This is a genomic window from Chryseobacterium sp. 2P (genome assembly GCF_059579425.1).
The window spans coordinates 928,573-951,634 of sequence record NZ_CM184194.1; the positions used below are offsets into that span (position 1 = coordinate 928,573).

13 protein-coding genes, 2 tRNA genes and 3 rRNA genes are annotated in these 23,062 nt (G+C 37.3%); all 18 read left to right on the top strand.

Annotated elements, in window-relative coordinates:
* Nucleotides 1-424 precede the first annotated feature (424 nt).
* The 18 genes from AC52CF_RS04165 to AC52CF_RS04250 all read left to right on the top strand — a co-directional run bounded on the left by AC52CF_RS04165 (nt 425) and on the right by AC52CF_RS04250 (nt 23,062).
* Nucleotides 425-1,114, top strand: coding sequence for an ABC transporter ATP-binding protein (locus AC52CF_RS04165; protein ID WP_214590650.1), 690 nt, complete (start codon nt 425-427; stop codon nt 1,112-1,114).
* 98 nt (nt 1,115-1,212) lie between these two features.
* Nucleotides 1,213-2,442 carry an ABC transporter permease gene (locus AC52CF_RS04170; RefSeq protein WP_235129837.1) on the top strand — a complete coding sequence of 410 codons (1,230 nt, stop codon included), beginning with the start codon at nt 1,213-1,215 and terminating at the stop codon, nt 2,440-2,442.
* A 78-nt stretch (nt 2,443-2,520) separates the two neighbouring features.
* Nucleotides 2,521-3,792, top strand: coding sequence for an ABC transporter permease (locus AC52CF_RS04175; protein WP_214590648.1), 1,272 nt, complete (start codon nt 2,521-2,523; stop codon nt 3,790-3,792).
* 29 nt (nt 3,793-3,821) lie between these two features.
* Nucleotides 3,822-5,018 (top strand): efflux RND transporter periplasmic adaptor subunit, encoded by a 1,197-nt coding sequence (locus AC52CF_RS04180; protein ID WP_214590647.1) that lies wholly within the window; start codon nt 3,822-3,824, stop codon nt 5,016-5,018.
* Between the two features lie 784 nt (nt 5,019-5,802).
* Nucleotides 5,803-7,319: ribosomal RNA gene (locus AC52CF_RS04185) — 16S ribosomal RNA — on the top strand.
* A 195-nt stretch (nt 7,320-7,514) separates the two neighbouring features.
* A tRNA-Ile gene (locus tag AC52CF_RS04190) sits at nt 7,515-7,588 on the top strand.
* Nucleotides 7,589-7,671: 83 nt separating this feature from the next.
* A tRNA-Ala gene (locus tag AC52CF_RS04195) sits at nt 7,672-7,748 on the top strand.
* A gap of 154 nt (nt 7,749-7,902) precedes the next feature.
* Nucleotides 7,903-10,658, top strand: a 23S ribosomal RNA gene (locus tag AC52CF_RS04200).
* A gap of 164 nt (nt 10,659-10,822) precedes the next feature.
* Nucleotides 10,823-10,930 (top strand): 5S ribosomal RNA (rrf, locus tag AC52CF_RS04205).
* The 16S, 23S and 5S rRNA genes sit together here with 2 tRNA genes alongside, the layout of an rRNA operon.
* A 460-nt stretch (nt 10,931-11,390) precedes the next feature.
* Complete coding sequence (locus tag AC52CF_RS04210) at nt 11,391-11,930, top strand: hypothetical protein (protein ID WP_214590646.1); 540 nt, start codon at nt 11,391-11,393, stop codon at nt 11,928-11,930.
* A 241-nt stretch (nt 11,931-12,171) separates the two neighbouring features.
* Nucleotides 12,172-13,437, top strand: coding sequence for a serine hydroxymethyltransferase (gene glyA / locus AC52CF_RS04215; RefSeq protein ID WP_214590645.1), 1,266 nt, complete (start codon nt 12,172-12,174; stop codon nt 13,435-13,437).
* 59 nt (nt 13,438-13,496) lie between these two features.
* The gene (locus AC52CF_RS04220; RefSeq protein ID WP_214590644.1) at nt 13,497-13,961 is read left to right on the top strand and encodes a regulatory protein RecX; all 465 of its coding nucleotides are present in this window, start codon (nt 13,497-13,499) and stop codon (nt 13,959-13,961) included.
* A 19-nt stretch (nt 13,962-13,980) separates the two neighbouring features.
* A complete protein-coding gene (locus tag AC52CF_RS04225; RefSeq protein ID WP_250902183.1) occupies nt 13,981-15,111 on the top strand; it encodes a DegT/DnrJ/EryC1/StrS family aminotransferase in 1,131 nt (376 codons plus the stop codon).
* Nucleotides 15,112-15,222: 111 nt separating this feature from the next.
* Nucleotides 15,223-17,148, top strand: a complete 1,926-nt coding sequence (locus AC52CF_RS04230; protein ID WP_214590643.1) for a polysaccharide biosynthesis protein — start codon at nt 15,223-15,225, stop codon at nt 17,146-17,148.
* Nucleotides 17,149-17,184: 36 nt separating this feature from the next.
* On the top strand, nt 17,185-18,006 hold the full coding sequence (locus AC52CF_RS04235; RefSeq protein WP_290262913.1) for a polysaccharide biosynthesis/export family protein: 822 nt from the start codon (nt 17,185-17,187) through the stop codon (nt 18,004-18,006).
* 1 nt (nt 18,007) lies between these two features.
* Entirely contained in the window at nt 18,008-20,392 is a 2,385-nt protein-coding gene (locus tag AC52CF_RS04240; RefSeq protein WP_214590642.1) for a GumC family protein, read from the top strand.
* A complete protein-coding gene (locus AC52CF_RS04245) occupies nt 20,376-21,680 on the top strand; it encodes a nucleotide sugar dehydrogenase (protein ID WP_375181744.1) in 1,305 nt (434 codons plus the stop codon). Before AC52CF_RS04240 ends, AC52CF_RS04245 begins: the two co-directional genes overlap by 17 nt.
* 74 nt (nt 21,681-21,754) lie before the next feature.
* A complete protein-coding gene (locus AC52CF_RS04250) occupies nt 21,755-23,062 on the top strand; it encodes a flippase (RefSeq protein WP_496517899.1) in 1,308 nt (435 codons plus the stop codon).

The window sequence follows — 23,062 nt, forward strand, 5'->3', positions numbered from 1 at the left end:
AAATGTCTTAAAAAATTAAAATAAATAGATCAATGTGGATAACGTTCAAAAAATAATCAATATTCTGATTTGGTGTAACTTATGTGTGAAAGTTATCAACCACGGAAGCGATTTATTTTTTGATCTGTGCAAGCACAAAGTTCGAAAAAAAGAACTGTAATAAAAAGGGCGAAATACTAATTCGTTGAGTTTTAGCCTTAAAAGTTTTCCACATTTACATGAAAGCCCCTTAAATATTGACTTACAAAGTATTATGTTAACAAAAACCTGATTATTCGCAGGATTTTATTAAACAAAAAAATTAAAAGTACTTTAAATAAAGGCGTTTTAAGCTAAACAATTAATTAAATAAAGATTTTTTCAATATTCGTAACAAATTAAAAATTCTGTCTACTTATTGGGTATAAAAAACATACACCGCTTAATGTTAGTAATTCAGGATTTACATAAATCATACGATACAGGGAAGAGTAAGCTGCACGTTCTCAAGGGAATTAATCTTACCATTTCCGAAGGCGAATTTGTATCGATCATGGGAAGTTCGGGTTCAGGAAAATCCACACTTCTTAATATTATTGGTATTCTCGATGAAAAAGATTCCGGAACGTATGAGCTGGACGGAGTTCCGATTGAACATTTATCTGAAGTAAAAGCTGCCGAATACAGAAGTAAGTTTCTGGGATTTATTTTCCAGTCCTTCAATCTTATCGGTTATAAAACCGCTTTGGATAATGTTGCACTTCCGTTGTATTACCAAAATGTTCCGCGAAAGGAGCGAAACCAGAAAGCGATGGAATATCTGGAAAAAGTAGGACTGGCTCAGTGGGCAAATCATTTACCGAACGAGCTTTCCGGAGGGCAGAAACAGAGAGTTGCCATTGCAAGAGCTTTGATTACCAATCCGAAAGTGGTTCTAGCCGATGAACCGACCGGCGCACTGGACTCCAAAACAACGCACGACATCATGAAACTGCTTCAGGACATTAATAACGAAGGGAAAACCATCATTGTGGTAACCCACGAACCTGATGTAGCCGCACAAACAAAGAGAAATGTGGTGCTTCGGGACGGCATTATTGAAAGTGATGAGTTTATTAAACAGTTGGTGCTGTGAGGCAGGAGGCTGGAAGAAAGAAGTTTAATTAATAGAATAAATCAGCGGAAAGGCGGAAGAACCTCAATCATCCCGCTTCCCGCTTCAAACCTAAGAATATGTTCGATCTAGATCGTTGGCAGGAAATATTTAGTTCCATTCGCAGTAATGTATTGCGAACGGTGCTTTCCGGTTTTACTGTGGCTTTGGGATTATTTATTTTCATTGTTCTTTTCGGAATCGGAACAGGGCTGCAAAATGCCTTTACACAAGGTTTTGCAAGAGATGCACAAAATCTTATTTCTATTGCAACCGGAAAAACAACGATTGCCTACAACGGGCTTCAATCCGATCGTATGGTGACGATGAACAATGATGATTACGATTTTCTCGTAAATATTGACAAGAAAAAAGTAGGAAGTTCCACGCCGAGATATACCTCAAATTTACTGGTGAAATATGGTAAGGAAAGCGGAAATTACCAGATTAACGGAGCAAAACCCGAAGAGCAGATCATCGAAAACAGAAAAATGCTCGAAGGTCGCTATCTTACCCCGACAGATCTGGAAAGAAAACAGAATGTTGCGGTAATCGGAAGAATGGTTCAGCGAGACCTTATAAAAAACGGGAATCCGGTTGGCAAAGAATTAAATATCAATGGGACAATCTTTAAAGTCGTAGGTGTTTTCTCAGACGACGGCGGAGACTGGGACGAAAGACATATTACCGTACCGATCACCACTTTGCAGCAAATGAAGAAAGGTTCGGATACCGTAAGCATCAATTACATTGCATACAACGACAAATTAACACCGGAACAGGCAATTAAATATGGTGATGAATTAAAATCACGATTAAAAGCCCGAAAAAATGTAGCACCTGATGACGAAAACGGGATCAGAGTCTGGAACAATGCCCAGAATATGAACGACACTTTTGCTTTTATGGCAGTACTTACAGGAATTGTAGGTTTCATCGGATTGGGAACTCTCGCGGCAGGAATTATCGGGATCAGTAACATCATGGTGTACATTGTAAAAGAAAGAACCAAAGAAATCGGAGTCCGTAAAGCAATTGGTGCAAAACCCAAAAGTATTGTTGCGCTTATCGTTCAGGAGAGTGTTGTGATTACGGTAATTTCAGGATTAATAGGAGTGGGACTCGGCGTTCTGGCTTTATACTTAATAGGAGATAATCTGGAAGAATACTTCATTAAAAATCCGAGTGTAGGATGGGGACATATTATCGCTGCATTTATTGCACTCGTGTTTTCAGGGCTGATTGCAGGATTTGTTCCCGCATACAGAGCCTCAAAAATCAAACCTATTGAAGCATTGAGAACGGAATGATGAAAGAAGGTGAATGGTGAATTTTGTTTAGCAAGTGAATTTAGCTATTGACATATTAAAAGAAACAGACATTAACAAATGAACATTATATTTAAAAAAGATACTTGGCAGGAAATTTATTATTCCTTGAGAAATAATAAGCTTCGTACCTTCCTTACTATGATTGGAGTAGGTTGGGGTATGTTTTTGTATGTTAGTTTGCTGGGTGCTGCAAAAGGAATGGAAAATGGTTTTGATAAGCTATTTTCAGGTTTTGCCACCAATTCTATTTTCCTTTGGGCGCAGAATACATCCATTCCTTATGACGGTTTCCCGAAAGGAAGACAGATGTACCTAAAACTTTCGGATATTGATATTTTAAAAAGAAAAATCACCGACATTGATTATATATCGCCTCAGAACTCAAGAGGAAGCTTTACCGGAACCCCCGGAGAATTAATGTCCAGAAACGGAAAAAGCGGAACCTATTCTTTAACAGGTGATTATCCTGTAGGAAATAAAATTTCAGAAAAAAAACTGATCTTCGGGAGATATCTCAACGACGCCGATGTTTCCGGGAATAAAAATGTAGCCGTTATCGGAGAAGAAATTTACAAGAACTTTTTCGATTCAAAAAAGAACGAAAATCCTTTGGGAAAATCCATTAATATAAAAGGAATTTTCTTTAATGTGATCGGAGTATTCAGAATCAAAAAAAACGGAGGTTTTGAAAATGACCGTTCGGTTTTCATTCCGTTATCCACCTACACAAAAATGTACAATGCGGCGGATAATATTGATATGTTCGCGATTGTAAGCAAACCGAATGTAGATGTAAATTCAGTAGAAGAAAAAGTAAAACAGGAGCTTAAAGCCAAAAATAAAGTTTCGCCTGATGATACCAATGCTTTCGGAAGTTTTAATTTAGGTAAAGAATTTAAAAAACTAACGGGGTTCTTATCTGGAATGCAGTTACTCACAATCATTGTAGGAACCTTAACCATTCTTGCCGGAGTTATTGCCATTTCCAACATTCTTTTAATTACGGTAAAAGAGAGAACCAAAGAGATTGGGATCCGAAGAGCTTTAGGAGCAAAACCTTCAGAAGTAAGAAACCAGATTTTATTGGAAAGTGTGGTTATTACACTCTCCTCCGGATTACTCGGTTTCATTTTCGGGATTTTTGTTCTGATGATTCTCGATATTGCCACAAAAGGACAGGATTCATTTCCCTTCTATAATCCAACAGTTAACTACGGAAACGTATTTGCAGCAATGGCAGTGATGGTGGTTTTAGGATTGATAATCGGAATGATTCCCGCGCAGAGAGCTGTTAAAATCAGACCAATTGAAGCTTTAAGAACTGAATAAAATAATTTAAATAAAAAAATAAACTATATATGAAAAAGAAATTCACTTGGAAAAAAGCCATTTATATCATCTTGGGGCTTTTATTTGCAGTGGCGCTGTTCTCGGGAATCGGGTATCTTGTAAAGTCCAATTCTAAAGAGAGTGAGGCTTTCCTTACCAGAAAACCGTCTGTTCAGAATATGGAGGATAAAGTGATGGCAACAGGAAAAATCGTTCCCAAAGAAGAAATCGAAATCAAGCCGAATATTGCCGGAATTATAGATAAAATTTTGGTAGATGAAGGAGACAGAGTAGAAGTGGGACAGTTAATTGCAACTGTAAGAATCGTTCCGAATCTTTCTGAGGTAAATAATGCGCAGCAAAATGTCAGCAATCAGCAGCTCCAGATCAGCAATGCAAAGCTGAATGTGGATAATATGCGCAAACAGTTTGAAATGCAGGAAAGACTTTACAAGCAGGGAGTCGCTTCCAAACAGGAATTTCTCAATGCACAGCAACAGTTGTATTCTACACAACAGGTTCTGAGAAACGCACAGCAGCAATTGATAACAGCTCAGAAAGCCTTACAGATCGCAAAAACGGGATCTACTCCTGAATTACAGGGTTTGGCAACAACACAAATTCGCTCAAAAGCTTCAGGAACCGTTCTTGAAGTTCCTGTAAAAGTGGGAAGTCAGGTTATTGAAGCCAACTCTTTCAATGCCGGAACAACCATTTGTTCCATTGCAGATTTGAATTCTTTGATCTTTCAGGGAGAAATTGATGAAGCTCAGGCTGGAAAATTAAAGCAGGGAATGGATATGAATATTGTGATCGGTGCACTTCAGAATAAAACATTTCCGGGAAGATTAACCATGATCGCTCCAAAAGGAAAAGATAATAACGGAACCATTAAATTTCCTGTTGAAGGAGATGTTTTCAATCCGAATAATGAATACATCAGAGCAGGATTTTCTGCCAACGGAGAAATTGTTCTGAACTCTCAGAAAAATGCATTGCTTTTGGATGAATCTTTAGTACAGTACGAAAAGAAAAACGGAAAAGATCTTCCTTTTGTTGAGGTGAAGCAGAAAGACGGTAAATTTAAGAAAGTCTACGTGAAATTGGGAGCAAGTGATGGAATTAATGTGCAGATCTTATCCGCAATTGATAAAAACGCAGACGTGAAAGTTTGGAATCCTTCCGATAAAGACAAAGAAGAGCTAAAAGAAAAAGCTAAAAAATAGTAAACTGACACTATAAATTTTTAAACTGTAGATCCCGGGAAATTTCTCGGGATTTTTTTATTACATATTATATATGATAGAATTCAATTTGTAATTGAAGATTCCAATAGTAAAATAAAGTTAATTAGTAAAGAATGCTACTATATATATTAAGAAAGATAGCTGCTGTTCTTCCTTTTCTCCGCTTTTTCCATCTGCAAACCAAACAATGGTTTAAAATTACAGAAATTATTCTCCCAGTCACTCAGTGCTTTAGGATTAAATATGAATTAAAGATGAAATTTATGTTAACAAAAGTTGGATTGTAAGGAATAAAGCCCCTATCTTTGCCCCACTGAAAAACGATAGAGAATCAGTAAGCGCAGAAGAGCTTTTAGCTAAGCAATATTACTTAATGAATCCTGAGGGAAGACGGTAAAAGTCTTTTTAAAGCTACAGATTGAAGCGGCTTTTATTTTAAACTTTTTTTTAAAAAATATAAAATAAGATTTGCGGGAATGAAAAAGATTTGTATCTTTGCAGTCCCTAAACGGGGGAGCGCAGGAGAGTATAGATTGAGTGTTTAGAGAGGGGTTAAGGTTACAGAAAAAACTTTAAAATTTTCTTGAAAAACATTTGGTCAAATCAAAATAAGTTATTACTTTTGCACTCGCAAATACGAAACGAAAACGACAGATACTAAGTTTTGTAGGAAGCGGAAGAAATGAAGATCATTGACATACAATATAACAACCAAGTAAGGAAAAACTAAAGCGTCAAAACTTTGAGTGAGTCAGACAAACATACAATGGAGAGTTTGATCCTGGCTCAGGATGAACGCTAGCGGGAGGCCTAACACATGCAAGCCGAGCGGTAGAGATTCTTCGGAATCTTGAGAGCGGCGCACGGGTGCGGAACACGTGTGCAACCTGCCTTTATCTGGGGGATAGCCTTTCGAAAGGGAGATTAATACCCTATAATATAATGAGTGGCATCACTTGTTATTGAAAACTCCGGTGGATAGAGATGGGCACGCGCAAGATTAGATAGTTGGTGAGGTAACGGCTCACCAAGTCAATGATCTTTAGGGGGCCTGAGAGGGTGATCCCCCACACTGGTACTGAGACACGGACCAGACTCCTACGGGAGGCAGCAGTGAGGAATATTGGACAATGGGTGAGAGCCTGATCCAGCCATCCCGCGTGAAGGACGACGGCCCTATGGGTTGTAAACTTCTTTTGTACAGGGATAAACCTTTCCACGTGTGGAAAGCTGAAGGTACTGTACGAATAAGCACCGGCTAACTCCGTGCCAGCAGCCGCGGTAATACGGAGGGTGCAAGCGTTATCCGGATTTATTGGGTTTAAAGGGTCCGTAGGCGGATCTGTAAGTCAGTGGTGAAATCTCATAGCTTAACTATGAAACTGCCATTGATACTGCAGGTCTTGAGTAAGGTAGAAGTAGCTGGAATAAGTAGTGTAGCGGTGAAATGCATAGATATTACTTAGAACACCAATTGCGAAGGCAGGTTACTATGTCTTAACTGACGCTGATGGACGAAAGCGTGGGGAGCGAACAGGATTAGATACCCTGGTAGTCCACGCTGTAAACGATGCTAACTCGTTTTTGGGTTTTCGGATTCAGAGACTAAGCGAAAGTGATAAGTTAGCCACCTGGGGAGTACGAACGCAAGTTTGAAACTCAAAGGAATTGACGGGGGCCCGCACAAGCGGTGGATTATGTGGTTTAATTCGATGATACGCGAGGAACCTTACCAAGACTTAAATGGGAATTGACAGATTTAGAAATAGATCCTCCTTCGGGCAATTTTCAAGGTGCTGCATGGTTGTCGTCAGCTCGTGCCGTGAGGTGTTAGGTTAAGTCCTGCAACGAGCGCAACCCCTGTCACTAGTTGCCATCATTCAGTTGGGGACTCTAGTGAGACTGCCTACGCAAGTAGAGAGGAAGGTGGGGATGACGTCAAATCATCACGGCCCTTACGTCTTGGGCCACACACGTAATACAATGGCCGGTACAGAGGGCAGCTACACAGCGATGTGATGCAAATCTCGAAAGCCGGTCTCAGTTCGGATTGGAGTCTGCAACTCGACTCTATGAAGCTGGAATCGCTAGTAATCGCGCATCAGCCATGGCGCGGTGAATACGTTCCCGGGCCTTGTACACACCGCCCGTCAAGCCATGGAAGTCTGGGGTACCTGAAGTCGGTGACCGTAACAGGAGCTGCCTAGGGTAAAACAGGTAACTAGGGCTAAGTCGTAACAAGGTAGCCGTACCGGAAGGTGCGGCTGGAACATCTCATTTTAGAGCGTCTTAAAGACGAAAAACAAAATTAGTACGCAAGTACAAAGTACTTACTTAAAGTAAAGCTTTAGTTTTTTATTTGGTTGATATATCATAATACACACCCACTAGAAATTAGTAAAAGGGAAAGAGATTGAGAAATGAAGAATGGGAAAAAGTATATTACTTATAACTCATCACCCATTACTCATACAAAGTCTCGTAGCTCAGCTGGTTAGAGCGCTACACTGATAATGTAGAGGTCGGCAGTTCGAGCCTGCCCGAGACTACTAATTAAGGCGGCTGGCAAATCGCTTATGGCTGATGGCAAAAAAGTCAACAGCAATTAGCAAGAAGCCAACAGCACCTAGAGGGGGAATTAGCTCAGCTGGCTAGAGCGCCTGCCTTGCACGCAGGAGGTCAAGGGTTCGACTCCCTTATTCTCCACCATCATAGATGGTTTAATTTTAAAAAAGCAGATAGAGCCAAAAACAATATTTGCGAATTAGATCAGAAGTAGAATTAAGATCATTGACATTAACGGTAAAGACATCACAAAGAGAAAACCGAGCACTTATAAGTGCTTGAGTAACCTAAAAATAGGAAAGAAATCGTTAAGGGCGTATGGCGGATGCCTAGGCTTTCAGAGGCGACGAAGGACGTGGTAAGCTGCGAAAAGCTGCGGGGATTGGCACACACGAATTGATCCGCAGATGTCCGAATGGGGCAACCCAATACATTGAAGATGTATTACCTCGTAAGAGGAGCAAACCCGGAGAACTGAAACATCTAAGTACCCGGAGGAAAAGAAATCGAAGAGATTCCGTAAGTAGTGGCGAGCGAAAGCGGATTAGCCCAAAAGTCTTTATATGTTTAATAGAATGTTCTGGAAAGAACAGCCATAGAGGGTGATAGCCCCGTATATGAAAGGCATACATAGATGATAAATGAGTAGGGCGGGACACGTGAAATCCTGTCTGAATATGGGGGGACCATCCTCCAAGGCTAAATACTCCTGAAAGACCGATAGTGAACAAGTACTGTGAAGGAAAGGTGAAAAGCACTTCGAATAGAAGGGTGAAATAGAACCTGAAACCGTACGCCTACAAGCGGTCGGAGCAGATTAATTCTGTGACGGCGTGCCTTTTGCATAATGAGCCTACGAGTTAATTTTACTAGCGAGGTTAAGTAATTAAGTTACGGAGCCGGAGCGAAAGCGAGTCTGAATAGGGCGCATAGTTAGTAGGATTAGACGCGAAACCTTGTGATCTACCCATGGGCAGGTTGAAGCTTTGGTAACACAAAGTGGAGGACCGAACCGGTTGACGTTGAAAAGTCTTCGGATGACCTGTGGGTAGGGGTGAAAGGCCAATCAAACTGGGAGATAGCTCGTACTCTCCGAAATGCATTTAGGTGCAGCGTCGTATATAAGTTTATTAGAGGTAGAGCTACTGATTGGATGCGGGGGTTTCACCGCCTACCAATTCCTGACAAACTCCGAATGCTAATAAATGTTCTACGGCAGTGAGGGCATGGGTGCTAAGGTCCATGTCCGAGAGGGAAAGAACCCAGACCAACAGCTAAGGTCCCCAAATTTCTGTTAAGTTGAAGCAACGCGGTTGGACTGCATTGACAGCTAGGATGTTGGCTTGGAAGCAGCCATTCATTTAAAGAGTGCGTAACAGCTCACTAGTCGAGCGGTCCGGCATGGATAATAATCGGGCATAAACAGAATACCGAAGCTATGGATTTATAATTAATTATATCTGGTAGGAGAGCATTCTATCGGCGCCGAAGCAGTATCGTGAGGTATTGTGGAGCTTATAGAAAAGAAAATGTAGGCATAAGTAACGATAAAGGGGGCGAGAAACCCCCTCACCGAAAGACTAAGGTTTCCTCAGCCATGCTAATCAGCTGAGGGTTAGTCGGGACCTAACGCGAACCCGAAAGGGGTAGTGGATGGACAATGGGTTAATATTCCCATACTTGCTCACACTAAAAAGGGGACGGTTCGATGTAGCTATAGAAGACGGACGGAAGTGTCAAGGCCTAGCCTTCGGGCGAAGCTGTTATAGTGTAATCGGATCCAAGAAAAGCCGAAGTGAAGCAACCCGTACCAAAACCGACACAGGTAGTCGAGGAGAGAATCCTAAGGTGCTCGAGTGAGTCGTGGCTAAGGAACTAGGCAAAATAGTCTCGTAACTTCGGAAGAAGAGACGCCAGCAGCAATGCTGGCCGCAGTGAAGAGGCCCAGGCGACTGTTTATCAAAAACACAGGACTCTGCTAAATCGAAAGATGCTGTATAGGGTCTGACACCTGCCCGGTGCTGGAAGGTTAAGGAAGGGCGTTAGCGTAAGCGAAGCGTTTGACTGAAGCCCCAGTAAACGGCGGCCGTAACTATAACGGTCCTAAGGTAGCGAAATTCCTTGTCGGGTAAGTTCCGACCTGCACGAATGGTGTAACGATCTGGGCACTGTCTCAGCCACGAGCTCGGTGAAATTGTAGTATCGGTGAAGATGCCGATTACCCGCAATGGGACGAAAAGACCCTGTGAACCTTTACTATAACTTCGTATTGACTTTGAGTAAGTAATGTGTAGGATAGGTGGGAGGCTTTGAAGCAGGCACGCTAGTGTTTGTGGAGCCGACGTTGAAATACCACCCTTTACTTACTTGGAGCCTAACTTCTTTAGGGAAGGACATTGCGTGGTGGGTAGTTTGACTGGGGTGGTCGCCTCCAAAAGAGTAACGGAGGCTTTCAAAGGTACCCTCAGCACGCTTGGTAACCGTGCGTAGAGTGTAATGGCATAAGGGTGCTTGACTGTGAGACCAACAAGTCGATCAGGTGCGAAAGCAGGACATAGTGATCCGGTGGTTCCGTATGGAAGGGCCATCGCTCATAGGATAAAAGGTACTCCGGGGATAACAGGCTAGTCTCCCCCAAGAGCTCACATCGACGGGGAGGTTCGGCACCTCGATGTCGGCTCGTCACATCCTGGGGCTGGAGAAGGTCCCAAGGGTTGGGCTGTTCGCCCATTAAAGTGGCACGCGAGCTGGGTTCAGAACGTCGTGAGACAGTTCGGTCTCTATCTATTGCGGGCGTTAGATGTTTGAGAGGGCTTGATTCTAGTACGAGAGGACCGAATTGAACAAACCTCTGGTGTATCAGTTGTACCGCCAGGTGCACCGCTGAGTAGCTATGTTTGGAAGAGATAAGCACTGAAAGCATATAAGTGCGAAACTCGCCTCAAGATGAGACATCTTTTAAGGGTCGTGGGAGATGACCACGTTGATAGGCTACAGGTGTAAAGTTGGTAACAGCATAGCCGAGTAGTACTAATTACCCGTAGATTTATAGCCTATTCATAAGTAATGAGTAATAGGTAATGAGCAATCATGCTTATCATAACTTAGCTTAAGTATTTATAAGTGCAACACTGGTTTTGCCTTTGTGATGAAATTTACCGATAAAAAGCGAATGGCCAATGGCAATAAGCCAATAGCCAACAGCTATATACAACCTTTAGGGTGGTTTTAGCGGTGGGGCTCACCTGTTCCCATTCCGAACACAGAAGTTAAGCCCACCAGCGCCGATGGTACTGCGAAAGCGGGAGAGTAGGTCGCCGCCAGTTTTTATTTAAAAGTCTCATAGAATTTATTCTATGAGACTTTTTTTATGCCCATACCCCAGATAATACCCCAAGGGAAGAACCAAAAGAGCCAAGTGAAAAGTAACAAGTAAAAAGTAAACGTAAAAAGTAAAGAAGCCCCAGGATATAGTCAATCATCATTCATCAATTATCAATTATCTTTCATTACTCATTACTCATTACTCATTACTCAGCCACGATAGAAACACAATCCTTTTGGGGTACTGACGGAGCATAAACTGGAGGTTTACGAACGTAGTTCAGGAGCCCGTAATCCAAAAGATACAGTGGATAGCGGGAATAAGCTCATGAAAATTTGGTGAATGATTGGTATGAAAAGGCATGATGTATGTAATTGTCAACTTCTTATTTACAATTTGTTTTTACCGGATATTTTTGTAGATTTTTCTAATAATATTATATTTAAGGCAAACTAAAGGAAATGTGTAGATATGCCGGAAAAACATACAAGTCTCATTATGTCTGCTTCAGATGTAGAAAATCATTTAAACAGATTAGTTCTTCTGATATTTTAGGGAGGATCAATAAAAATAAGCTGAGTCATAAAGCTGGATTTCAATTTAATAAAGATACGAGTAAATTGGATACTTTAATTTCGGAAATAGAAAATCGTCCGATTAAATGTCCTGAATGCTCTCAATTAATGGCAGATCTGGGATTGGATTTTAAGGCTCCCAAGAAAACGGCTTTTAAAAAATGGGAAATAGTTGAAGGTTTATATACAATAGGAAAAGTATTTCATTCTTGTGGTTGTAGTGGACCAGGATATATTCCTCAAAACAGATTGGAATATAAAGATTATTTGATCGACAAGTTAAAATTATATCAAGAGTACTTGGTTGATTGTCAGAACTTATCAAAAGAATCAATTCCTGATAAGGATGAAAGATTAGTTTATTGGTCTCAAAGAATTTCTCAATTAAAGGAAGAAATACTTCATCAAGGTTTTGCCGTCGATTAATTTAAAAATAAGCAATACAGTATTTTCTTCAATATTGTGATATCTACATTACGAGTTAATTTTGAAAACGAACACTATGTATTCACAAGTCGAAATATTTTAAGTTTCTAATAAATTGGAGGAAGCCTTAATTTTATTATCAATAGTTGTAAATCAGGTATAAAATCATTATTCGGAATGCTGAAATCTCGGTGAAAATTTCGTACTTTTGGCATGAAAAATTTCAAAAACTAAAAGTAAAATGGATATTATTTTCGACCTGATTGAAAAGGAAAGACTAAGACAAACTCATGGTATTGAGATGATTGCATCAGAAAATTTTGTTTCTGAGAATGTAATGAAAGCTATGGGAAGCGTATTGACCAACAAATATGCTGAAGGGTATCCCGGAAAAAGATATTATGGAGGTTGTGAAGTTGTAGACGAGGTTGAAACTTTGGCAATCAACAGAGCTAAAGAACTTTTCGGAGTAGAATATGCGAATGTTCAGCCCCACTCCGGATCTCAGGCGAATGCAGCAGTTTACTTAGCGGTTTTGAAACCGGGAGATAAGATTATGGGAATGGATCTCTCTATGGGAGGGCACCTTACGCATGGTTCTTCGGTTAATTTTTCAGGAATTCAATATGACGTTGTTTCTTATGGGGTTGAAAAGGAAACTGGGCTTATTGATTACGATCAGATGAGAGAAGTTGCTTTGAGGGAAAAACCTAAGATGCTGATTGCCGGTTTTTCTGCTTATTCAAGAGATTTAGACTATGCAAAATTCAGAGAAGTTGCTGATGAAATCGGTGCTACACTTTGGGCTGATATTGCCCACCCTGCAGGTCTGGTGGCAAAAGGTCTTTTGAACAATCCATTTGAATACTGCCATGTTGTTACTACAACTACTCATAAGACGTTAAGAGGGCCAAGAGGTGGGATGATCATGATGGGGAAAGATTTTGAGAATACTTACGGTCATAAAACTCCAAAAGGAGAAATCAAAATGATGAGTCAGGTTCTTGACGGTGCTGTTTTTCCTGGTATTCAGGGAGGTCCGCTGGAGCACGTTATTGCAGGTAAGGCGGTTGCTTTCGGTGAAGCACTGGACGATCAGTTCTTAATCTACGCAAAACAGGTTCAGTCTAACGCACAGGCTTTGGCTAAAGCAATGATCGACAGAGGTTTTGATATTGTAAGCGGAGGAACAGACAATCACCTAATGCTGGTTGATCTTAGAAATAAAAATGTAAACGGAAAAGAGACCGAAAAAGCACTTGTTCTTGCAGATATTACGTGTAACAAAAATATGGTTCCTTTTGATGATAAATCTCCATTTACAACATCAGGGATCAGATTGGGAACTGCAGCGATTACAACAAGAGGTCTGAAAGAGAATGATATGGACACTATTGCCGGATTAATTTCTGATGTGGTAGATAATATCAAAAATGAAGAAGTTATAACTTCTGTCAGAAAAAAAGTAAATGAATTAATGGAGGGTAAAGCTTTATTCAACTATTAATTTTCTTAGAAATAAATTATAAAGAATGGGCTTAGCTCATTCTTTTTTATGTAGAATATATGGAGAAAAAGTCTTTCACTTTTGACGAGATTAAAATGAAGCTGGTAAACTATTGTGTTTATCAGGATCGTTGCCATGCAGAAGTTGAACAGAAAATGAGGGAGTTTCTCCTGATTGATGAAGCGAAAGAAGAAATTTTGCTTTATCTGATGAATGAAAATTATCTGAATGAAGAACGTTTTACGAGAAGTTATATTCGCGGAAAATTTTATATTAAACATTGGGGGAAAACAAAGATTAAAATTCATCTTAAACAGAAACAGATATCAGATAAGTTAATTAATCTGTGTTTTGATGAAATTGATGAAGATGATTACGGTAAAACGATCCGTAGAATTTATCAGGATTATTATGATAAACAGAGCGGACTGAAAGAATATCAAAGAAAAGCCAAAACAATTAAATATTTAATGAGCAGGGGCTTTGAATATGAGAAAATAATTGATAATTTTGACAAAGCATAAATGATAAAATTATTTTAATTTGAAAGAGGAGAGAATCTGGCTTTCACCTCCGCATATGGGAGGCAGTGAGCTTAAATATATAAAAGAAGCATTTGATACCAACTGGATTTCTCAGTTTGGAAATAATATAGACCATTTTGAGAATATTCTTGAAGAATATTTGGGTGAAAATTCTTTTGTGGCTGCTCTTTCCTCCGGAACGGCTGCTATACATTTAGCTTTGAGATTATTAAACGTAGAAGAAGGAGATTTTGTGATCTGCCAGTCTTTTACCTTTGTAGCATCAGTAAATCCCGTATTATATTTAAAAGCTGTTCCCATTCTTGTAGACAGTGAACCTTCAACATTTAATTTATGTCCTAATGCGTTGGAAGACGCTGTGAAATTTTGCCTGCAGAAAGGAAAAAAACCTAAAGCTATTATTGCTGTAAGTCTTTACGGAATGCCTTTTATGGTAGACGAAGTTTTGGAAATTTCCAGAAAATACGATATTCCGCTTATTGAAGACAGTGCAGAAGCTTTGGGCAGTAAGTACAACAATCAGGCATGTGGAACTTTTGGCGATTTATCCATTATCAGTTTTAACGGAAATAAAATCATTACTACTTCCGGTGGAGGGATTCTTATTTCGAAAAGCCAAGTTACCAAGAACAGAGCCATTTATTTTGCGACGCAGGCTAAGGAGAATGAGGATTTTTACAGTCATTCAGAATTAGGATATAATTACCGGATCAGCAATATTTCAGCTGGCGTCGGAAGGGGACAGATGGAAGTGCTTGAAGAAAGGATTCGGGCAAGGCGGGAAAATCATCTCTTTTATAAGGAATTATTTGGAAGTTTTGATGATCTTCATTTATTTTCTGAACCTTCTGCAAAATTTTATTCAAATTATTGGTTGAATGTAATTTTGATTGAGGGAGAATATTGGAATAAAAAAAAAATGCGAAGCATATTTTCTGAAAATAATATAGAAACCAGATACTTATGGAAGCCAATGCATCTGCAGGTGCTTTATAAAGACTGTATTTTTTTTGGCAGTAATATTTCTGGTGCTTTTTTTGATAGAGGTCTGTGTCTTCCGTCAGGAAGTAATATTACGGAAAATTGTAAAGAAAGAATTACCAGAGCATTATATGACTATAGAAATTAAATTTGTTATTAATTCAAAAATCGATGAAATTTTATTGTAATTTTACGCGAAGATAAATAAGTTTATTTTTCTAGACATTAATTTTAAATTATATGAACACAACTCTAGACAATGTACGATTCTCTTAGAAAGAAGATTTTTGGAGGAGATAATGTTGTCAGTCTCTCTGATGTAAGATATTTACCCAGATGGATAATATTAATAATTGATATTATTATTCTGGTAGTATCCTTATTTTTATCTACCTACATTATAGAAAAAATTACCCAAAAGGAATTTATCTACGATGATAAGAATCTTGTATTTTTATCAATTATTGTTGTGAATGTTTTTTACATGTATATTTTTAAGACTTATGCAGGAATAATCAGACATTCAACATTTACCGATCTTTTTAAACTTCTGACTTCATGCTTCTGTACGATGGCTACCGTAGCAACAGTCAATATTTTTTATTTCTGGTTCACCGGAGGAAAATTCATTCTAACACCATATCTGATACTTTTTTTCATTATTTCCTTTATGGGATTATTTCTATTCCGATTATATGTGAAAGAATTTTTTCATATTGTAAGAGAATATAGAAGAAGTACCCTTAAAAAGAGAATTCTTGTTTTAGGGATTGATGAGCAGTCTATAGCCATTGCAAGAGCGATTTTGGATAATCCAAGCCTTCCTTATCACGTAGTGGGATTTCTTACTCAAAGATCAGATTCTAAGAGAGCATCACTATTAGGAAAACCAATCCTTTCAAAAGAAAAAATTGAAGGCCATACAAAGGAAGAATTGGTTGTAGACGGAGTGATCATTATAAAAGAAATGATGTCTAAAGACGAAATGAATTCGTGGGTGAATCTGTTTCTGGAAAAAGATCTTAATATTTTTAAAGCTCCATCTGTTCAAAAACTTAGAGACAGTGATCTGGGAGGATCTATCAGGAATCTGCAAATTGAAGATTTACTGAACAGGAAGCCGATTAAAATTGAAAGTGAAGATGTAAGAAGCAGACACTTTAATAAGACAATTTTAGTAACAGGAGGCGCAGGATCTATCGGTAGTGAAATTGTTAGACAGGTTGCACAATTTAACCCCTCTCTTATCGTTGTATTAGATCAGGCTGAAACACCTTTATATGATATTGAACTTGAAATGAGAGAAAAGTTTCCTCATATCACTTTTAAGTTCGTCTTAGCGGATGTTTCCAATAAACATAGAATAGAACCATTATTCCAAATGTATAATTTTTCTATGGTATATCATGCAGCGGCATATAAACATGTACCATTGGTTGAAGAAAATCCGCATGAAGGGATTATAGTGAATGTATTGGGATCAAGAATTATTGCAACACTTTCCAGTAAGTATAAGGTGAATAGATTTGTAATGGTATCAACAGATAAAGCTGTAAATCCTACCAATGTGATGGGAGCTTCTAAAAGAGCTGCGGAATTATTTGTTCAGTCATTACAGAATGTAGAAGGAAATAAAACCAAATTCATCACAACAAGATTCGGAAATGTTTTAGGATCTAACGGATCGGTTATTCCTTATTTTAAAAAGCAAATTGAGGCAGGAGGTCCCGTTACAATTACACATCCGGATATTGTAAGGTACTTCATGACAATACCGGAAGCTTGTGAACTTGTTCTTCAGGCAGGAACAATGGGGCATGGTGGAGAAATTTTTGTTTTTGATATGGGAGAGCCTGTTAAAATTTTGGATCTTGCAAGGAGAATGATAAAATTATCAGGATTCGAACCTAATATCGATATTAAAATTATTTATACGGGACTGAGACCCGGAGAAAAATTATACGAAGAGCTTTTGAGTGATGATGCAAAAACACTGCCAACGCATAATGATAAAATTATGATCTCAAAAGATCCAAGTATGGAATTTTCGGAGATAGAATCTATGATAAATCTTGTTACTAAGGCTGCTATCAAAAGAGATAAAGTGGAAGTGGTAAGAATTCTAAAAACCATAGTTCCCGAGTTTAGAAGTAATAATTCTATTTATGAAATACTGGATAAATAGAAAAATAATAAATGTATATTTGTACAATTTAAAAATATGATGAAAGGTAAAATACTGGCTGTATTACTGGCAGTTGCATTAGTTTCGTGCAAAACCAATCCCAGCGCACACAACGATCTAAATTATATGCAGAATATAGAAAATGTTGCAATAGATGCTTCTGCTAAAAATTCTCAAAATACTATTCAACCGGCAGATCAATTAATTATTCTGATTACTGCAAAAGATATGGATGTGGTTAGACCATTTAACCAAAATTATTCTTCTTCGGAATTTGTTCAGAGTAATACATTGGCAGGCGGCAATACACCAGGACAAGGATCAACAACTATTTCAGGACCAACTTATATTGTAGATTCAAATGGGGATATAGATTTTCCAATTTTGGGAAAACTCAATACAACAAACAAAACCTTAGTCCAATTCAAGGAGGAAATAAGTAACAGAATGAAAGAATTTGTTATTAATCCTACGGTATCTGTAAGACTTACCAACTTTAAAATTTCAATTTTAGGCGAAGTAAACAGGCAGGGCGATTATATTGTGACAAACGGACAGGCAACTATTCTAAATGCCTTGGCAATGGCCGGAGATCTCACTACCTATGGCCGAAGAGATGATATCCTGATAATAAGAACAGAAAATGGACAAATTACTCATGGAAGAGTAAACGTGCGGGATGCCAATCTTATTAATTCTCCTTTCTATAATCTCAAGCAGGGTGATGCTATAATTGTATCTGCGAACAATACAAAAGATGTAATCTCAAAACAGAATCCGAATACACCTCTTATTTTATCTGCAATTTCTATCGGTGTAACAGCAATCGCAGTTGTGATAGGTCTATTTAAGAAATAAAATGATGGAACAACAAAATATTCACTCAACAGAAATTGAAACAGAACTGAATGTAAGAGATATAATTCAACCTTATTTAAAACGTTGGATGTGGCTTATTGCAAGTGTTGTATTATCGGTAACTCTTGCGTATCTATATCTTAAAAGACAAGTTCCAATTTTTGAAGTCGCTTCAACAGTACTTATTAAAGATTCTAAATCAAATAATGCGGGAACACAGGATTTTGCAGCTTTAAGAGATATTTCGGGTATTGGTAAAATAGGTAGTAATGGAGTTGAAAATGAAATGGAAATTTTCAAGTCTAAAAAACTTGTACGAGAAGTTGTAAAGACATTAGGTCTCGAAACTAATATTTATAATGGAGATTTAAAACATGAAATTTACGGTGAAACCTCTCCTATAAAGGTTAGAGTTTTACAAGAAAAAGATGTAAAAGGTAAGATTTCAGGGGTTGTAAATTTAAAAATTGACGGAAATCAGTTGAAACTGTCTTCAGAGACTATACCCACTATTAATACAACCTTCAATAAAGTTATCAGTCTGCCTTTTGCTAATATAATGATTTTAAGAAATGAGGACTATAAAGCCGGCAAAAAATTAAATGAACTTATATTAGATATCTCTACAATTGATTCCAGAACGGATGCTTATCAAGCAGCTTTAAATGTATCACTTATAAATAAAGATGCTACTGTTATCAAGCTTGCAATGAATCATGCCGATGTTGATAAAGCTAAAGCAATTATTAATAAATTGGTTCAGGTATACAACGAGGATGCAATTGAAGATAAAAATACAGAATTTAGAAATACAGCTAAATTTATCAGTGAAAGGATAGAGCAGGTTGGTAAAGATTTGGGCGATGTAGAAAACCAAAAAGAAAGGTTTAAGCAGAGTAACCAAATATCCGATATAGAAACAGAAGTTAAATTAGGTTTACAAACAAATGCGGAAGCAAAGAGTAAAGAGTTGGAAATTAATGCGCAGCTTGAACTTACCGATGCTTTGTTAGGATATGTCGGTAATCAGAATTCTTATCAGACTTTACCTAGTAATTTAGGACTAAATAATCCTAGTGCAACGACTAATATTTCTTCGTATAATCAGTTAGTTCTGCAAAGAAATAAACTTCTTCAAAGTGCTACACCGGAAAACCCGCTTGTTGTTGATATTACAAAGCAAATCAATAATATCAGAAATTCTGTTATTCAGAGTTTACAGAAAAACAGAACAGGGCTTCAGTTAGCTAAAAATGGTTTAGCATCAGAACAAAATAGCATTTCAGGTAAAATTGCTAAAGTACCGGTTCAGGAAAAGCTATTCAGAAGCATTGAAAGACAACAGCAAATAAAAGAATCACTATATCTTCTTTTATTACAAAAAAGAGAAGAAACGGCTATATCCATGGCGGTTACTGCACCTAAAGCAAGAGTTATTGATAAGGCTTTTGTAGGAATGAATGTTGCGCCCAGAGCCATGGTAATTTTACTTTCCGGGTTTTTAATAGGCTTTTTGATTCCGATTGCGATCATCTATCTTCAGCAGTTATTCAATGATAAAGTAAAAACAAAACATGATCTTGAAAAACTAACGAACAGAAAACCAATCATAGGAGAAATCCCTAGTATGGAAAGAGGACAGGATGAGTTGGTAAAAATGAATGATCTGTCGCCAATGGCGGAGTCTTTCAGAATTTTAATTACTAACATGAATTTCATGTTCCCTAAAAATATCAAAAAAGGAAGAACTGTCTTTGTAACTTCAACCGTAAAAGGTGAGGGTAAAACGCACGTGTCGGTAAACCTTGCATTAACGATGGCAACTCCTAAGAAGAAGATTATCATCATTGGTTCAGATATAAGAAACCCTCAGTTACAAAGATATAATACGACAAGAAAAGGTTTAGCCGGACTTACAGAGTTTCTTTATGATGACCAGGTTTCTGTAGAAGATATTGTACACCAGAGTGCATTTAATCCTTATTTGGATGTAATTTTCTCAGGAAGTATTCCTCCAAACCCGACAGAATTGTTATCTAACGGAAGATATGAAGATCTTCTTGCAGACCTTCAAGGTACTTATGATTATATTATCATTGATACTGCTCCATTAATGCTGGTTACGGATACGTTGTTAATTGCAAATATGGCAGATGTAACGCTATATGTAACAAGATCGAGACATACTGAAAAATCTCTGATTGATTTTGCCAACAAACAGGTGGAAGGACACAAAATAAAGAATGTTGCTTTTATATTGAATGACGTAAACAAAGAGTACTTTGCTTATGGAAACAAATACGGGTATGGATATACAGCAACAGATGACAGAAGCTTTTTTGATAAGGTAAAAAGCATTTTTATTAAAAATGATGAAAACAAATAAAGATTTTAAAATTGCCGTAATCGGTCAGGGTTATGTTGGGCTTCCATTAGCTCTGGAATTTTCAAAACACTTACCTGTTTACGGATTTGATATTAATATCAAAAGGATTGAGGAGCTTAAAGAGGGTGAAGATCATACCTTAGAAGCTAATTCTGAAGAAATAAAAGAGTGTCTGAGCATTGCAGTTAAAAGTAATTTTACAAAAGGATATATACCATCTTGCTCTTTGGAGGAAATTGCAAACGCAAATGTATACATTGTAACAGTTCCTACACCGATAGACCGATTTAATTCTCCTGATCTTAGCCTGTTGATAAAGGCAAGTGAAATGTTGGGTAGAATTCTTAAAAAAGATGATATTGTGATTTATGAATCTACCGTATATCCTGGCTGTACAGAAGAAGAATGTATTCCGATATTAGAAAAAGAATCAGGATTAAAGCTCAATGTAGATTTTTACGTTGGATATTCACCCGAAAGAATTGTTCCCGGAGATAAAGTAAACACTTTGGTGACCATTAAAAAAGTCACATCCGGTTCTACACCCGAAATTGCTGAAAGTATAGATAAACTATATCAGCTGATTATTAAAGCAGGAACTCATAAAGCGCCAAGTATTAAAGTAGCTGAAGCTTCAAAAGCAATTGAAAATGCTCAAAGGGATGTAAATATTTCTTTTGTAAACGAGCTAGCATTAATTTTTGACAGAATCGGTATAGATACCCATGATGTTTTAGAAGCTGCCGGTACAAAATTTAATTTTTTAAAATATCGTCCTGGTTTAGTAGGAGGACACTGCATTTCAGTAGACCCCTATTATCTTGCTCACAAAGCAGGGCAGCTTGGTTATCATCCTCAGGTGATTTTAAGCGGCAGGAGAGTAAACGATATGATGCCGGAATTCATTGCAGGAAAGGTTGTGAAATTAATGATCCGGAAGGGTATTCAGATTAAAAATGCAAATGCTCTGATATTAGGAATTACTTTTAAAGAGAATTGTCCAGATATTAGAAATACAAAAGTCATCAATATCTATTCTGAGCTTAAACAGTATGGTCTTAATGTGGATATTTATGATCCGTGGGCAGATAAAGACGAAGTGAAATCTGAATATAATATCGAAACTCTTGAAAATATCATTAAGGATAAAAAATATGAAGTTGTTGTTTTAGCAGTTTCACATAATGAATTTAAATTACTCGATATTGCTTCATTAAAAGCTGATAGTTCTATATTATTTGATGTGAAAGCATTCTTAGATAGAGATGTCGCAGATGCACGATTATAAATAGATTTTGAATCTCAGGATAAGAATTACTACATAAGGCTGTAGGGATTAAATTAGAATATCTAAAAAAGATAATGATGCTTGAAAAAAAAAAGTTAGTAAGAAATATTGCTTCTTTGGGAATTATTCAGATAGTTAACTATATATTTCCATTGATTACCGTACCATATGTCTCCAGGATAATTGGTCCGGACGGATATGGAATTATTAATTATGCGATGGCATTTATTGGATATTTCACGCTTCTTATTGCTTATGGTTTTGATTTGACGGCTACCAGAAGAATATCACAAAATTCAAATAATAAAGAATATATTAATGAAGTTGTTTCTGAAGTATTTACATCAAGAATAATTTTATATGCAGTATCCTGCATTTTATTTGTTATTTCTCTTTATTTTTTTACCCCTATACAGAAAGATCTTTCAGTTGCAGTAATATTATTTACCGGCTGTATATCTACGGTAATTTCGCCACAATATATCTTTCAGGGATTACAGGAACTGGAAATTTTTGCTAAACTTAATTTTGTTAAAGGTATTATAAATACAGCATTAGTTTTCATTTTAATTAAACATAGTTCAGATTATTATTGGATTCCTCTGCTTTCGACAATTTTTCTAATATCTACGAATGTATTTCTTTTTCTTTACGCTGTCAGAAAATTTCATATTAAATATAGGTTGATATCGTTTAGAAAGTCATTCAAACTTATTCTTGATGAAAGAATAATTTTCTTTTCTACTATAGTAATTAGTCTATACACTTCTACCAATATTGTAGTTTTAGGTTTTTTTGCGGATACTAAAGAAGTTGGTTACTATACAACAAGTCAGAATTTCCTTAATATAGTTAATTCAATGCTTATGCTTCCGATTTCAACAGCACTTTATCCTTTTATTGGCAGGGCATTTTCTATATCAAGAGAGCATGGAATAACTCTAATTAAAAAAATTGTTCCAATAGTTTTTTATCTTACCTTTTTTGCGTCTGTTGCTGTTCTTTTATTTGCGCCATTTTTAGTTAGGCTTATTTATGGACATCAATTTGATAATTCCATTAATGTTCTAAAAATTATCTCTTTTGTACCATTTATTGTTGGTCTTTCAAATGTTTTCGGCATACAGCTTATGTTAAATTTAGGACTGGATAAAGTGTTTTTCAGAACAACTTTCATAGCAAGTATCGCAGGTCTCATATTAAATATATTTATGAGTAAATATTGGGGATATATAGGAACGGCCTGGAATTGTGTAATCATAGAATGCTTAGTTACCATTTTAATGTATTTTGCTTTGAAAAAAGAAAAAATAGGTATTTTTAAAATGGATTACTTCAACCCAAAACAAATTTTCTTGACATTAAAAAATAGAAACGAATAA

What these genes read in the sequence shown, in the direction of transcription:
- AC52CF_RS04235 (WP_290262913.1), top strand. Translation starts at nt 17,185, where the DNA reads ATGATGAAAGGTAAAATACTGGCTGTATTACTGGCAGTTGCATTAGTT.
- AC52CF_RS04165 (WP_214590650.1), top strand. Translation starts at nt 425, where the DNA reads ATGTTAGTAATTCAGGATTTACATAAATCATACGATACAGGGAAGAGT.
- AC52CF_RS04240 (WP_214590642.1), top strand. Translation starts at nt 18,008, where the DNA reads ATGATGGAACAACAAAATATTCACTCAACAGAAATTGAAACAGAACTG.
- AC52CF_RS04220 (WP_214590644.1), top strand. Translation starts at nt 13,497, where the DNA reads ATGGAGAAAAAGTCTTTCACTTTTGACGAGATTAAAATGAAGCTGGTA.
- AC52CF_RS04175 (WP_214590648.1), top strand. Translation starts at nt 2,521, where the DNA reads ATGAACATTATATTTAAAAAAGATACTTGGCAGGAAATTTATTATTCC.
- AC52CF_RS04245 (WP_375181744.1), top strand. Translation starts at nt 20,376, where the DNA reads ATGATGAAAACAAATAAAGATTTTAAAATTGCCGTAATCGGTCAGGGT.
- glyA (WP_214590645.1), top strand. Translation starts at nt 12,172, where the DNA reads ATGGATATTATTTTCGACCTGATTGAAAAGGAAAGACTAAGACAAACT.
- AC52CF_RS04230 (WP_214590643.1), top strand. Translation starts at nt 15,223, where the DNA reads ATGTACGATTCTCTTAGAAAGAAGATTTTTGGAGGAGATAATGTTGTC.
- AC52CF_RS04210 (WP_214590646.1), top strand. Translation starts at nt 11,391, where the DNA reads ATGTGTAGATATGCCGGAAAAACATACAAGTCTCATTATGTCTGCTTC.
- AC52CF_RS04180 (WP_214590647.1), top strand. Translation starts at nt 3,822, where the DNA reads ATGAAAAAGAAATTCACTTGGAAAAAAGCCATTTATATCATCTTGGGG.
- AC52CF_RS04170 (WP_235129837.1), top strand. Translation starts at nt 1,213, where the DNA reads ATGTTCGATCTAGATCGTTGGCAGGAAATATTTAGTTCCATTCGCAGT.
- AC52CF_RS04250 (WP_496517899.1), top strand. Translation starts at nt 21,755, where the DNA reads ATGATGCTTGAAAAAAAAAAGTTAGTAAGAAATATTGCTTCTTTGGGA.